Genomic DNA, 14,833 nt, shown 5'->3' with positions numbered 1-14,833 from the left:
ATTATATTTAAGCTTTAAAAGCCATTCTTTCTCCGACACCGTGCTCAATAATTTGCCCATTATCATACGCCTTATTGCCATTAATAAAGGTAGTAACTACAGAAGCTGGAAATGTATGCCCTTCAAAAGGAGACCATTTACATTTAGCCAGAATATTTTCTTTTGAAACCGTGTATGCAGTATCAAGGTCTACCAATACACAATCAGCGTGGTAACCTTCTCTAATGAATCCCCTATCTACTATTCTGAATAATTTAGCTACATTATGCGAGGCTTTTTCTACTATCTTTTCTAAACTTATTTTTCCTTGCTTATAAAACTCAATTAAGGCTAGTAAATTATGCTGAACCAAGGGTCCACCCGATGGTGCAGAAAAATATTTATTTTGTTTTTCTTCTAAAGTATGAGGTGCATGATCTGTAGCTAAAACATCAATTTTGTCATCTAATAAAGCCTGAAAGATAGTATCTCTATCTTGAGCAGTTTTTACTGCAGGATTCCATTTGATTAAAGTTCCTTTTTCTTTATAATCTTCATCAGAAAACCATAGATGATGCAAGCATGCCTCAGCGGTGATTTTCTTCTGCTCTAATGGAATTGAATTATCGAATAGTTCTGTTTCTTTTCCTGTTGAAATATGAAGTACATGAAGTCGAGAACCATGTTGCTTTGCCAACTTAACCGCTAAAGATGAGGATAAATAGCAAGCTTCCTCCGAACGGATAATAGGGTGCATTTCTATAGGAACATCTTCTCCGTATTGCTCTTTGAATTTTGCTGTATTGGCCCTAATTGTTGCTTCATCTTCACAATGCGTTGCAATCAACATCGGCACTTTTGAAAAGATGTTGTTCAAAGTATCTTCATTATCCACTAACATATTTCCTGTTGAGCTTCCCATGAAAACTTTTACACCACAAACTTTAGAAGCATCAGTTTTGAGTACCTCCTCAATATTATCATTGCTAGCCCCCATAAAGAATGAATAGTTAGCTAGTGAATTTTTAGCAGCTATTTGATATTTATCTTCTAATAATTCTTGGGTAAGGGCATTTGGAACCGTATTTGGCATTTCCATGAACGAAGTTATACCTCCAGCTACAGCCGCTCTTGATTCAGTAAAAATATTAGCTTTATGAGTTAAACCGGGCTCTCTAAAATGGACTTGATCATCGATTAATCCAGGTAAAAGATATTTTCCATTTGCATCAATTACTTCATCTGCCTCTTCTGGATTTATTTGTGAAGTAATCTTTTCAAAGCGTCCATTTTTCATCAGCACATCTAACTGCTGAATTCGGCCTTCATTTACTATATTTGCATTGACGATCAGAGTGGTTTTCATAATTCACTAATTTTTCTCTAAATAATTGACTATATGTCGCAATTTACCGCATCCTTCCAAAATTTTAAACTTAATAAACAATTATTAAATGCTATAAAGGATTTAGGCTACGAAAAACCTTCTGAAATCCAAGTAAAAGCCATTCCAAGAATTTTAAATGGACATGATGTTATTGGTATAGCCCAAACAGGAACTGGTAAAACTGCGGCTTTTGTATTGCCTTTAATCATGAAATTAAAATATGCTCAATCTGATGATCCTAGAGCATTGATCTTAGCACCCACTCGAGAGTTAGTGATGCAGGTCTATGAAAATATTTTAGAACTGGGGAAATATACTGATTTAAGAACAGTATGTCTATACGGGGGAATTGGTCCTAAAAAACAAGCAGAAGAAGTAGCTCAGGGTTGTGATATTATAGTTGCTACGCCTGGCCGACTATTAGATATTTATAATGCTGGTGTATTGCAAACAAAGCAAATCAAAACCTTTGTTTTAGATGAAGCTGATCGCATGATGGACATGGGATTCATGCCTCAAATTAGAAAGGTATTGGAACTCTTACCTATGAAAAAGCAGAATTTATTTTTCTCTGCTACCTTTCCTGAAAAAGTGGAAAAATATGCTCATGAGTTTACCGATTTTCCTGAAAAGGTTGAAGTAACTCCTCAAGCAACAACCTCTGAATTGATCGATCAGTATCTGTATCATGTCCCTAACTTTTTAACCAAAATAAACCTACTTAAATATTTACTGGATCAAGATGAATTCAGCAGAGTATTGATTTTTGTGAGAACCAGAACTAATGCTAATAATGTTTTTCACTTTGTAGAAAGAAAAATAACTAAAGAGGCCAGAGTTATTCATGCCAATAAAGCACAATCCACAAGGATTAATGCCATTAAGGACTTTAAGGAAGGGAATATAAAAGTTTTGGTAAGTACCGATGTAAGTGCCAGAGGTATCGATGTGCAAGAAATTTCTCATGTGATAAACTTTGAAGTACCTAATAAATATGAAGAATATGTTCACCGTATTGGTAGAACGGGAAGAGCTGAACATCAAGGAATAGCCATTAGTTTTGTTGACCCTTCTGATGTTTATCATATTGAAAAAATTGAAGAATTAATTAATCAAAAGATTACCGTTAATAAACTTCCACAGCAAGTGGAGCTAATGGAAACCATGCCTAAAGAACAAAAAGACATGGATCAGGAAATTGATAGACAAAAACATCTTGAAAACCCTGACTTTAAAGGCGCTTTTCATGAAAAGAAGAAGAAAAACTTAAGTGGCAAAGCAAGAGATAAAGCTTTTGGTAATAAACCTAAAGATAAAAGAAGGAGAAAAAGATAACATTGTAATTGAGTAGAATGGTTTATTTATCATGAACGTATAAATCTCAAATAACGAATGGTCACTTTCATTCGTAGCCTATTAAAGTAATTATAAATTGTAAAGACTTTTATTCTTAAATAGATATGAAATTAAATTATAAAGAATTAGGAGATAGCGGACAACCCCTTATTATTTTACACGGTTTATTTGGCTCTTCAGATAATTGGATGACCATCGGGAGAAAGTTATCTGAAAAGTTTAAAGTTTATTTGGTTGACCAAAGAAATCATGGTGATTCTCCACATAATGAAGTTCATAATTATGAAGTGATGGCTTCCGATTTGGCTGAATTTATAAAAGATCATCAAATTGAAAACCCACATATTATAGGCCATTCAATGGGAGGTAAAACAGCTATGCATTTTGCTGTTGAGCATCCCGACCTTTTCGATAAATTGATTATCGTGGATATTGCCCCTAAAGCCTACCCTGTTCATCATGATACTATTTTAGAGGGATTATGCAGTCTGAAATTAGATGAATTAAAATCGAGAGGTGACGCTGACAAACAATTGGCAGAATTTGTACCTGAAAAAGGTGTGAGACAATTCTTATTAAAAAATTTAACTCGTAATCAGGACAAAGAGTTCGAGTGGAAAATAAACTTACCTATTCTAGAAAAAAATATTGAGGTAGTAGGAAAAGGTTTAGAAAAAAGATTGGCTACTGAAAAGGATGTGTTATTTATTGGAGGAAAAAATTCGCATTATATAAAATCAGAAGACTATATTGCTATCAATAACTTCTTCCCTAATGCAAAAATTGAGATGGTTGAAGGTGCTGGGCATTGGATACATGCAGAAAAACCGGAGGAATTTTTAGCCTTGATAGAAGATTTCCTAAAATAAAATGTAATACCTTAATATTTTCAAAAATGAAAAAGCTACTGACCGTCTTCTTATTGAGCACCATACCTGGTCTTATATTGGCACAAAACTCAGATTACAATGCTGAATTAGCCGATTCTTTAGGAGCAGACGACTATGGTATGAAATCTTATACCTTAGTAATGTTAAAAACTGGCGGTGGCAATATTGAAGATAAGGCAAAGGTAGACAGTCTTTTCAGAGGTCATTTGGATAATATCGGAAAGTTAGCCGCTGAAGGTAAAGTCGTTGTAGCGGGTCCTTTGGAAAAGAATGAAAACAATTACAGAGGAATATTTATTTTTGATGTATCCGATAAAGAAGAAGTAGCAAAATTATTACTTACAGATCCAGCCATAAAGGAAGATCTATTAGCATATGATTTATATAATTGGTATGGCTCAGCAGCTTTGCCTGTTTATTTAGAAACCCATTCCAAAATAGAAAAAATAAGACCTTAACATATCCTAATTATTCTTTTGAATGCAATTACAATATGCCCTTGAACTTTTAGGTACATTAACATTTGCTATTTCTGGAGCACTGGCTGTAAAAGATAAATCAGAAGACTGGTTTGGTGCTGGCTTTACTGGATTTGTAACCGCTATTGGTGGGGGCACCTTAAGGGATATAATGCTAGGTAGTTATCCATTATCTTGGGTGGGTGATATGAATATAATTTACACCATCTTGGGAGGTGTTTTACTCACTAGTTTCTTCAATAAGTATCTACAAAAATTAAGAAGAACCTTAAGCTTATTCGATTCAATGGGAATTGCATTGTTTACGGTTTCTGGAGTTGAAAAAGCTCTTTCAATGGGTGTAAGATGGGAAATCGCTGCTATTATGGGAATGTTTTCAGCAGTATTTGGAGGTGTAATTCGAGATACATTAGTAAACGAAACGCCAGTAATTTTCAGGAAAGAAATATATGCAAGTGCATGCCTATTAGGAGGCATGCTTTACTTGTTATTAAGCTATTTTGATTTTGACAGAAATCTCAATTTTATTTTATCAGCTTCATTTATAGTATCAGTAAGACTTTTGGCTGTTAAATATCATATCAATTTTCCAAAGATTTAATTATAAAACAATATCTTCAAGTCTCAACTGCTTGGTAAGGTACTCGATCACCTCATTTTCTTCCTCAGAAACTCCATCAGAGGCACTGGCAAATAAGTACATAGTCTCTACCACAAATTCTCTGGAAGTCGCATTTTCACTGAAATAATCTTTCAATGCTGCTAAGAATTTTTCTTGCCATTTGTCTAAATTTTTAATGAGATGACGAAATTCTGAACGGTATATCAGCATCAAATTCTCTTCTTTTTCCTCACCGAGATCATCAGAAGCAAATTCATCCCCTAATATTTTAGCTAATCTTTTAACAGTCACCCATTCTTCCTGATCGATAATTCCATCAGACATTGCTACCCTAAATGCCGGAAACAAATTCACTATGTATACAAATTGCTCCCTATTTAATTTTAAAAATCTTTCTTTTGTATACTCTTTGAAAAGTTTATCAATCTTTGACATGCTGTGTGTTAATTAAATTAATGTATTATCATCTGGTTTAGTTAAATCATTTTCAGAGTTCATCAATAGTTCATATTGTTGATAACGCTCTAAAATTTCTTTTACATAATTGACAGGCTCTTGCCCTCTACAATATCCATATTTTACAACTGGATCATTATAATATTTCTTTTGAGATTTTAACAGCAGATATTTTTCTACATTATCTTCCCAAACTGAAGGATCACCTCCATATTTTTTAGTTAGCTTAATGGCATCCTCCATATGACCAATACCTACATTATAAGCGGCTAACACGAATTTCTGTCTTTCTACGCTGTCTGCAACATACTTTTTAAAGTTTCTTTGTAACCATTGTATGAATTTACCACCTGCTGCTAAACTTTGTTCTGGATCATACAAATTAGTAGCACCAAATTCATGAGCAGTAGGCTCCATCATCTGCATTAAGCCAATAGCCCCTGCCCATGATTTTACGTTTGGGTCAAACTTACTTTCCTGATAAACTTGAGCCGCCAATAATTTCCAATCCCAGCCAATACTATCGGCTGTTGCCTTAATTATATCATCAAACGGAGATAGTTTGCCGCCTTGTACAGAAGAATATTCAGAATACGATCTGCTAGCAGATCGTTTCAAGTTTTTGAAGTACTTATTATATATCACATAATAATCTGTTTCTTTTTGTCTTTGCTCTAACCAATAATTTATTCTATTCTCCAAAGAATCAGCATTTGGCCTTAAAGCCCAAGCGATTTTTTGAGAAAAACTAATAGGCGTTTTAACATCTATATCAGGATAGTAAGTTGCATTTAACATTGCTACATCTTCATCAGCTACTGTATACTCTATTTCGCCTTCCGCTACCATTCTAATCAAGCTTTCTACCTCTAAACTACTGCTATCCTCAATAATTACTATATCACCCCCTATTTCATCCGAAAGATTTGCTAACCTCATTGAGAAGGAAGAGCTTTTCCTAACATGAACTTCCTTACCTGAAAGTTGAATGGGATCACGAATTAATTCATTTTCAATTTCATGGAGCTTCATCTGTCTCCAGTTTTCAGGCTTTTTTTGTACCAATACCTGCCGAACAAAATATAATGGATCAGTAAAATCTACAAATTGTTTTCTTTCCTTAGTTACTGTAAGGTTGAAAGCGGCAATATCTGCCTCTCCTCTATTTACCTTTTCTAAAGCTGAAGAAATGCTGTTATCCTTAATTATTTTGAGTTCTACTTCGAGGTCTTTGGCTAACCAATTTAACATTTCGTATTCATAGCCCATTGGCTGTCCTTTGTAGATAAAGTAACTAGTAGCACTATTATCTACTACGGCAGTTAAGTAGCCTCTTTCTTGTATTTTTTCAAAGTCGAAATCGATTGGTTCTATCGCATAGGATAAATCTCGACTTTGAGTATCAGTTTTGGTTGAACAAGAACTTATAAATACAAAAATTAAGATTGATAGCCAATAAAAATATTTGTTGAAAAATTTCATTATATCTTTATTTTAGAATTTTAAATATAGCCATTAAAATGTAGGGCAAGTAAAATGCATACAGTTTTTCGACTGATTGCCCATTTTAACGGATAATACTATTACTATATAAAATACTAAAAATTTAATAAAGAGTTTTGAACTATTTGATTATCAATAAAAAAGCCATTCAGCATATTGCTGAATGGCTTTTTCAATCTAGGTAAAATACCTATTAAAATTCTTCTTCTTGATTTTTCTTTTTATTAATGGCTCCTATAATTAAAGCTCCTATGGCATAGAATATCAGTAAATAAAGGTATCCTTGAGCCTGACCTACAACTGAATATCCTTCTCTAATACCTTTAGCCATTTCATCCATGATTTCATTCGAAGCTCCACCTAATACCTCCATAGATTTCATAGTATTCTCCATCGTGACATCAATTAATATATTTGCCGCTTCAGGATCAATAACGGTAAATAGAAGAATATTAAATACAACTCCTATAAAACCAGAAACAGATAGAACTACAAAAGAATGCAAAAAGGCATCTTTAAAAGACATATAGCCACCCACTTTTGATCTGTAATCTCTTCCTGCATAAATCACAATAGCGACATAAATTACAAATGATATAATACCTCTAGCAGAACTTGCCATTATGGTTATATCAATCATGTAAATAACTAATGTTATAATAACAGAAATTAATCCTAGAATTGCACCCCATTTTAATGAGTGCTGTGTATTGTTTACTTCAACTTCTTGATTTTCCATGTTTAAAAAAATTTAGGTTTTAGTTTTTATTAATTAGTTCTGATCACATTTATTTTTAAAACGCGAATCAATGATATAAATAATTTTCCATTTTTCATTCATCTTAATGAATTGAAATGAATTAATTCCACAATGGCTCAATTGATCTCCTAAATAAAATGTGTAATCCATCCAGGCAGTTGCTACTGCTCCGTCAGATATGATTTTTATATTATTGACTTGTTCATTCCATACCGTTCCACTGTTATTATTGGCAACAGCATTTAACCATCCTTCAGGACCACTTAGCTTACTAACATTATTTCCTTCTGCTGAAACTACAAGGCTTTGCATTTGAGCTGATTCATGGAAATATGGGGCCATTTTACTAGTATCAGATTCTCTCATGCCATCAAAAACATCTTCTATGATTGACATAATTGCTATAGAATCAGACTCTGAACTTTGTGAGAAAGCTGGAAAGAGGAAAAGTGTAAATACACTCAATAATAATATTCGTTTCATAATTCAATTTTAATTCGAAGTTTGAAAAATTATGGATACGAATACAAATGTATTTACACAAATGGTAATTGTAAATTATTCAATTACATCTTCAAAGAAGGACCATACAAAAGCTTTTGGAATAGGACTTACCACTTTAAAAGGCTTTTTCTTAACTGGATGCTCAAAGCTGATAGCTCGTGCATGCAATGCTATGGAACCATCTTTAGTTGGTTTTGGAAATCCGTATTTTACATCTCCAATTATAGGACAACCAATTTTAGCAAGCTGCACCCTGATTTGATGTGGCCTACCAGTTATGGGTTTCACTTCAATTAAATTTCTATCCCCTAAAGCTCTCACCAATCTGTAAGATAATGTAGATTTCAGCCCACCTTTATTATCCCTAATGTGAGCGTGAGTTAAATTTTTATTTGAATCTTTTTTAAGCCAATGCGTGATGGTATCCTCTGTTTTAGGTGGCCTTTTTTCAGTAATTGCCCAATAAGTCTTATCAACTTTTCGCTCTTGAAACATCTTTGATAATCTTTCCAAAGCTTTGGAAGTTCTGGCTAAGACAACCGTTCCACTAACAGGTCTGTCAATTCTATGAGGCGTACCACAGAAAACATTACCTGTTTTATTATATTTCTCAGCAAGATATTTCTTTGCATGCTCTGGTAAAGGAGTGTCTCCTGTCTGATCCCCTTGTACTAGCATGCCAGAAGGTTTATTCACCACCAAAAGGTGATTATCCTCATACATTACGATTTGTAGAAATTCTTGATAAGTCATAATTAATCGATCTTAAAGGATTTAAAATTCAGATTGGAAATGGAACTCTATTTCAGGGAAATTATCCTGAACCATTTGTAACCAGGCTTTAGTTTCTGCCATAAATACAAGCTTTCCATCCTTATCTCTGGCGATATGTCTGTGTTTTGATTTCACAAACTCATCTAATTTCTTTTTATCAGTACTACTGAACCAGCAAGCCTTGTATAAATTCATAGGAGCAAAATCACATGAAGCACCATATTCATTTTTTAATCGATGTTGAATTACTTCAAACTGAAGATTACCCACAACACCCACTACTTTTCTAGCCCCCATCTCAAAGGTAAACAACTGAGCAACCCCTTCATCCATCAATTGAGTAAGGCCTTTGTCAAGCTGCTTGGTTTTCATGGCATCCTTATTAATAACCTCTTTAAAGATTTCAGGAGAGAAAGATGGAATCCCTTTATAAATACCTTTTTCACCTTCTGACAAAGTATCTCCGATTTTTAAATTACCGGTATCAAATAAACCTACGATATCACCTGGATAGGCTTCATCAACAGTCTCTTTATCCTGCGCCATGAAAGCAGTAGCATTTGAGAATCTGAATTTCTTATCGTGACGAACATTTAGATAGCTGCTTCCTCTTTCGAATTTACCAGAACATATTCTTACGAACGCAATCCTATTTCTATGTTTAGGATCCATATTGGCATGAATCTTAAACACAAAACCAGAGAATTTATCTTCGTTTGGTTTGATTACTCTATCTTCAGTTTCTCTTTCTTTTGGTGCTGGAGAAATATTAATGAAAGTATCCAACATCTCTTTAACTCCAAAACTATTGATTGCAGAACCAAAGAATACTGGCGCTACTTTTCCATTCAAATATTCTTCTTGATCTAATTCAGGATATACACCTTCAATTAATTCAATATCCTCCCTTAATTGATCTGCCAGAGTATCTCCAACATTTTTATTCAATCTTTCATCCTCAAGATCTTTAATCTCAATTCCATCAGCATTCAATTGCTGCTTGCTAGGTTGAAAAAGCAATAGGTTTTTGCTGTATAGATTATAAACCCCTTTAAAGGTTTTTCCCATACCAATCGGCCATGTTAAGGGCTTAACCTGTATGTCTAATTTCTCTTCAATTTCATCAAGCAAATCATAAGGATCACGACCTTCTCTATCTAATTTATTGATAAAACAGATAACAGGGGTGTTTCTCATCCTACAAACCTCCATTAACTTTTCAGTTTGTTGCTCCACACCTTTTACACAATCAATCACCATCACTACACTATCTACAGCCGTTAAAGTACGGTAAGTATCTTCAGCAAAATCTTGGTGACCCGGAGTATCCAATAAGTTGATCTTTATATCCTTATACTCAAACCCCATAACGGAAGTAGCAACAGAGATGCCTCTTTGTTTCTCTATTTCCATCCAGTCGGATTTTGTAGCAGTATCAATTTTATTTGATTTTACTGCACCCGCTTTATTTATAGCTCCACCAAAAAGCAAAAGCTTCTCAGTTAAAGTGGTTTTACCAGCATCAGGGTGGGCAATAATCCCAAAAGTTCTTCTTTTACTTATTTCTTGTTCTAACTTATTCATACAGATTACTCAATGAAGCTGCAAAATTACGAATAATAAGCTGCAAAAAGAATTATAATGCTTTTGATATTTTTATAAGGATTTGTAAAGAGAAAAGGCCATTCTAATTTTGAATGACCTTCTCGTTCAATGTGCTGGATTGTTATTAAACCTCTTCTCTTTTAGAAATTATAACTTAATGACAGAATAAAATTCCTTCCCGGAGCTGACAAACCTGAGCTGTAAGGTCTATACCTCTGATCAGTAATATTTTCAACACCCCCATTGATATAAAAATCATCTAAAACTTGATAACTCATTTTTAAATTCAAAGTGTGCCAAGCAGGAGCATATGTATTTCCATTATCATCTAATGCATAAATTTCAGATTTCCCTCTTTCATCTACTGATAATTCTTCATGTGTTCGCTCAGCTTGATAGTTTACATAAAACTGAATCATAAAGTCTGACAAATCATAAGTCAAACGAGTGACACCAAACATTGGAGCGGCATGCCTTGAAGGACTTATTTGAGCATTATCTAATTCCTCTTCTCCTAATTGATAATTTAAATCCGAAGTTATATTTACTCCTGACCACAACTTTAATTCAAGACCTGCCTGGAGACCATAAACAGTAGCTTTTGCTGCATTTTGAATGGCTTGAACCTGACTTAAAACCCCATCATATACAATACTATCTTGCCCATTTAACTGGAAATCTCTTCTAACCATCGCATTATTCAATAAAGTGTAATAAGCGGTTACATCAATTTTAAGGAAATCATTGAATACTTTAGTGAATCCTAAGTCCCAATTGTATGCATATTCAGCCTGCAAAGTCGGATTAGGCACTGTAACAGCACCAGGTTCTGAATCAAAAATTTTGCCTACATCATCCACATTAGGCGATCTAAAAGCTGTACCGAAATTTGTATTGATCACCCATGAAGAATTTGGTTTATATACCGCACCAATACTTCCTGTTAATGCACCATTATTAATTTTTGCTTCCTCAAATGGAAAAGCATAAAATGAATTGTCAAAATCAGCATTTAACAAAAAGTGATTATAGCGAACACCAGATTGCAAAGTGATTCGGTCCGATGGTTTATATTCATAATTGGTATAAATCGCCATAGAATTCCAATTAGCATCAGGATATCGAGAAGCAGAAACGAACTGTTCACCCGTGAAAATATTCTGTTCTGTACCAATTGAATTCACATCATTCCGAACATATTCAAGTCCATAAAACAATATATTTTCTGGATTGATAGCTTTTATCAAATCAATATTTGCTGAATAAGCATCTACATTTTCTTCTCTAATTCTTCGAATTTCATTTTGAAAAGAACGATCTATTCTACTCTCTTGAAAATTTTGCTGTGCTAAACGAATTGAAAGCTGATCGAATAGAAAAGTCTCATTTGAGTGCGTAATATTCAAATTATTCATCATCCAAAACTGAGGGCCATATTTCCATTCTGCATATCTAGGCAAGCCGTTTCTCATTCTGTTATGCCTGTCATATCTTCCATAATCTGAAGTTTCAGAATAATGAAATCCGTATTGAAAATCCCATTTTTGATTTGGTTTAAACCGAATTTTCTGCATTAAATTGGTCTGTGAATAAGCACTTGGAATCTGCAATAAAGGATCATCTTGATTAATAATTTGATCTTCACCATTTACAGTCTCCACATAATATGGCTTAACATAATCCTCTGGACCGTTACTTCCTTGTCTCAAGTGATCATAATCCCAATGACTTGCACTTGTTACAAAAGCCCATTTTTCCCAACCATAATTCAAATCTGCATGCAGTGTTTTTTCATTATTAGCAGATGACACTCTTGTACTCAGCTTTCCTGAAATTCGCATAGTATTAGAATCTGATAATTTTGGAGTAAGAGTTTGAAAACTCATAACCCCTCCTATCGCATCACTACCATAAATTACTGAGCCGGGCCCAAATAGAACTTCTGTATTTTCAATAGCAAAAGGATCCAAACTAATTACATTCTGAAGATTTCCTCCTCTAAAAATTGCATTATTCATTCTTACTCCATCAACCGCATAAAGCAACCTATTGGTGGCAAAGCCTCTAATCATCGGACTTCCTCCACCTTGTTGGCTTTTTTGAATATATACATTACCCGAAACACCTAACAAATCGGCAGCTGTTTGTGGATTTTGCAAAGCGACTTCTTCTGGAGATATTGAAATTATTTTAGAGGGTGTGTCCGTACTATTTTGTTTCCACCGAGTTGCAGACACTACAACCTCATTCAAATCAAAATTTTGCGACCTTAACAAAATAATAAAGTCATTAGCCTTTATCTCTTCATAGCTTAAGATCTCACTATGATACCCCAAGCGCTGAATTTGAATTTGTGTTTCTCCAACTAAAGCTGATATATCAGCTTCGCCCTTTTGATTTGTATTAATAAATATGTTTTGATTAACACTCATTATAGATGCCATTTCTATGGGTTTAGAAGTTTTGGCATCTTTTATCAGAACTGTTTGTGAATAGGCCATAGAAAAATTGCCTAAAAACAAACAGAGCAATAAGATATTCCTCATTATTTTTTAGTTTATAAATTTTAAAAAGTATTGCTACAGCTTTTCAAAAAATTGATAGCTAAGCATTCAGAAAAATTTATATGAGGAATTTGGGAGGGGGTGTTTCCGTTATTTTAGCAACATTTAGCAAGCGGGAATCATAACCAGACTGATGCTTAAAAAGGTTGAAAAATTTTAGAAATTTTATACTTAATGATTGCTCATAATACAGTGATTTATAAAATGAAATGAGTTGGGATTCTTGATCTTTTTTCTTTTGATCGTTTCCAAATATCTCATTGACCAATTTACTAAGTTTTTTATTTAAGTTGGTTTCTGCATGATCCCACCAAACCCAATATTTCACACTATCGGAAGTTTTTTCTACTTCTACTACATCATACATTTCGTCCTGATATTCAAATTCCTTTGAATGCTCCCAATCTAATTCTTCTTCAGCTTGATCATTAGACAGCGCAATTAATACTAATTCCGATCGATCAATTGAATGTATTAATTTCTCCTTTACCTCATGCCGTAGCAGAATCTTTTCATATTGAAACCATAGAAAAGTAGCACTTGCAGGAGCGAGCAAACAAATTAAGAGCAATATGTGAATAGATTTATTCCTCAAACTAAAACATCATATAATGTAAATTTACTGATTTCGATAAAATAAACAGATTATAATTTAGCCTCTTCCATAAATGGTGAATCCTGATGATAAGTTCAAAATACTGTAGCGCTTAATAAAAATTTATTTAAATTGATAAGGTAAAACATCAACATTATGAAGATTAAGCCTACAAAAAGAACATACGAATCAGAAGATTTAGTGGTAGTTTGGCAGCCTTCACTTTGCATGCATAGTGAAAAATGCTGGCGTGGATTACCTGATGTGTTTCAGCGTGATGCCAAACCATGGGTAAACATGGATGGAGCGGATGATAAGAGGATTAAAGAACAAGTTGATATGTGCCCCTCTGGTGCGCTTTCTGCTTATTGGAAAAATGAGGAAACTGAGAAATCTTTTAAGCATACAGATACTATCCAGATAGAAGTAAGTAAAAACGGCCCCTTAATAGTAAAAGGAAAAATCAAGATTCTCCATTCAGATGGTGAAACTGAAATTAAGGAAAAGAATACTGCCTTATGCAGATGTGGTTCATCAAAGAATAAACCATTTTGTGATGGAACCCACCATAAAATTAAATTTGAAGGTTAAAAAAAAGGAAACATTAAATATGTTTCCTCTTTGACTTTATATTAATTCAATCTAAAATAGATTGGAATATTCATTCTAACTCGAACTGCCCTGCCTCTTTGCCTGCCAGCTTCCCATTTTGGAGCATTTTCAATTACTCTTTTGGCTTCTTCATCTATTCCTTTAGAAACTCCTTTTAAAATTTCTACATCGGTTAAAGAACCATCTTTTTCTATTACGAAAGTTAAAACTACTCTCCCTTCAATATTTCTTTTTTGTTCATATAAAGGATATTCAATAGATTCAGAAATGTACTCGTAAAAAGCTTCAATACCACCGTTAAATTTTGGGGCAAATTCCAATGCACCAGAATTATAAACCGTATTGTCCTCTACTTTCTCATCAGGTATTTTAAAAGTAGTCCCAACATCAACCAAAACTTCTTCAATTTCTACTTCGGTTGGCTTTTCCTCTGAAGGCACTTCTTTCGCCTCTACAATATTGATTTCTCCTTTAGGCTCAATTACTGGTTTTGGCTTCGGTTTAGGAGGCTGAGTAGTCCGCAATACATCTTGACTTAAAATAAAGATATCCTCTTCGGGGAATTCTACCTTTTCATCCTCTGAAATAGATACTTTAAATTCAAAAGCAATAAAGCATAGACTAATTGCTAAAACCAGACCTACATTAAAAAATAAAGGTCGTTTTGAATACAATTCGCGAGTGGCATTTTTGAAATGTTCCATAGTGAATAATCATTTTAAGTTGAACATGATTATTCATACACCT

Annotated in this window: 15 protein-coding genes; 5 read left to right on the top strand and 10 right to left on the bottom strand. The window is 33.8% G+C overall.

Annotated features, from left to right (window positions below):
- Window positions 1-7: 7 nt before the first annotated feature.
- Window positions 8-1,345 carry a dihydroorotase gene (locus QYS48_RS08950; RefSeq protein ID WP_308355611.1) on the bottom strand — a complete coding sequence of 446 codons (1,338 nt, stop codon included), beginning with the start codon at window positions 1,343-1,345 and terminating at the stop codon, window positions 8-10.
- Between the two features lie 33 nt (window positions 1,346-1,378).
- Here QYS48_RS08950 and QYS48_RS08945 point away from each other — a divergent pair, with 33 nt between their 5' ends.
- The 4 genes from QYS48_RS08945 to QYS48_RS08930 all read left to right on the top strand — a co-directional run bounded on the left by QYS48_RS08945 (window position 1,379) and on the right by QYS48_RS08930 (window position 4,692).
- Window positions 1,379-2,701: a DEAD/DEAH box helicase gene (locus QYS48_RS08945; protein ID WP_308355610.1), complete on the top strand. Its 1,323-nt coding sequence runs from the start codon at window positions 1,379-1,381 to the stop codon at window positions 2,699-2,701.
- A gap of 125 nt (window positions 2,702-2,826) precedes the next feature.
- Window positions 2,827-3,591 carry an alpha/beta fold hydrolase gene (locus QYS48_RS08940; protein ID WP_308355609.1) on the top strand — a complete coding sequence of 255 codons (765 nt, stop codon included), beginning with the start codon at window positions 2,827-2,829 and terminating at the stop codon, window positions 3,589-3,591.
- Between the two features lie 26 nt (window positions 3,592-3,617).
- Window positions 3,618-4,070 carry a YciI family protein gene (locus tag QYS48_RS08935; RefSeq protein ID WP_308355608.1) on the top strand — a complete coding sequence of 151 codons (453 nt, stop codon included), beginning with the start codon at window positions 3,618-3,620 and terminating at the stop codon, window positions 4,068-4,070.
- A gap of 22 nt (window positions 4,071-4,092) precedes the next feature.
- On the top strand, window positions 4,093-4,692 hold the full coding sequence (locus QYS48_RS08930) for a trimeric intracellular cation channel family protein (RefSeq protein ID WP_302122563.1): 600 nt from the start codon (window positions 4,093-4,095) through the stop codon (window positions 4,690-4,692).
- Here QYS48_RS08930 and QYS48_RS08925 read toward each other — a convergent pair whose 3' ends face one another.
- From QYS48_RS08925 to QYS48_RS08890, 8 genes are all read right to left on the bottom strand, one after another.
- On the bottom strand, window positions 4,693-5,148 hold the full coding sequence (locus QYS48_RS08925; protein WP_308355607.1) for a hypothetical protein: 456 nt from the start codon (window positions 5,146-5,148) through the stop codon (window positions 4,693-4,695).
- Window positions 5,149-5,160: 12 nt separating this feature from the next.
- Window positions 5,161-6,651 (bottom strand): transporter substrate-binding domain-containing protein, encoded by a 1,491-nt coding sequence (locus QYS48_RS08920; protein WP_308355606.1) that lies wholly within the window; start codon window positions 6,649-6,651, stop codon window positions 5,161-5,163.
- Between the two features lie 214 nt (window positions 6,652-6,865).
- On the bottom strand, window positions 6,866-7,411 hold the full coding sequence (locus tag QYS48_RS08915; RefSeq protein ID WP_308355605.1) for a DUF4199 domain-containing protein: 546 nt from the start codon (window positions 7,409-7,411) through the stop codon (window positions 6,866-6,868).
- 33 nt (window positions 7,412-7,444) lie between these two features.
- On the bottom strand, window positions 7,445-7,915 hold the full coding sequence (locus QYS48_RS08910) for a nuclear transport factor 2 family protein (protein ID WP_308355604.1): 471 nt from the start codon (window positions 7,913-7,915) through the stop codon (window positions 7,445-7,447).
- 75 nt (window positions 7,916-7,990) lie between these two features.
- Window positions 7,991-8,689: an RNA pseudouridine synthase gene (locus QYS48_RS08905; RefSeq protein WP_308355603.1), complete on the bottom strand. Its 699-nt coding sequence runs from the start codon at window positions 8,687-8,689 to the stop codon at window positions 7,991-7,993.
- A 21-nt stretch (window positions 8,690-8,710) separates the two neighbouring features.
- Window positions 8,711-10,294 carry a peptide chain release factor 3 gene (locus QYS48_RS08900; protein WP_308355602.1) on the bottom strand — a complete coding sequence of 528 codons (1,584 nt, stop codon included), beginning with the start codon at window positions 10,292-10,294 and terminating at the stop codon, window positions 8,711-8,713.
- A gap of 161 nt (window positions 10,295-10,455) precedes the next feature.
- Window positions 10,456-12,816: a TonB-dependent receptor gene (locus QYS48_RS08895; RefSeq protein ID WP_308355601.1), complete on the bottom strand. Its 2,361-nt coding sequence runs from the start codon at window positions 12,814-12,816 to the stop codon at window positions 10,456-10,458.
- Window positions 12,817-12,937: 121 nt separating this feature from the next.
- Window positions 12,938-13,435 (bottom strand): hypothetical protein, encoded by a 498-nt coding sequence (locus QYS48_RS08890; RefSeq protein ID WP_308355600.1) that lies wholly within the window; start codon window positions 13,433-13,435, stop codon window positions 12,938-12,940.
- A gap of 195 nt (window positions 13,436-13,630) precedes the next feature.
- Here QYS48_RS08890 and QYS48_RS08885 point away from each other — a divergent pair, with 195 nt between their 5' ends.
- Complete coding sequence (locus QYS48_RS08885) at window positions 13,631-14,065, top strand: (4Fe-4S)-binding protein (RefSeq protein WP_308355599.1); 435 nt, start codon at window positions 13,631-13,633, stop codon at window positions 14,063-14,065.
- Window positions 14,066-14,106: 41 nt separating this feature from the next.
- Here QYS48_RS08885 and QYS48_RS08880 read toward each other — a convergent pair whose 3' ends face one another.
- Window positions 14,107-14,790, bottom strand: a complete 684-nt coding sequence (locus QYS48_RS08880; RefSeq protein WP_308355598.1) for an energy transducer TonB — start codon at window positions 14,788-14,790, stop codon at window positions 14,107-14,109.
- Window positions 14,791-14,833 lie beyond the last annotated feature (43 nt).

Source organism: Marivirga arenosa, assembly GCF_030503895.2.
GTDB lineage: Bacteria > Bacteroidota > Bacteroidia > Cytophagales > Cyclobacteriaceae > Marivirga > Marivirga arenosa.
This window is presented reverse-complemented; position numbering and strand designations above follow the sequence as displayed.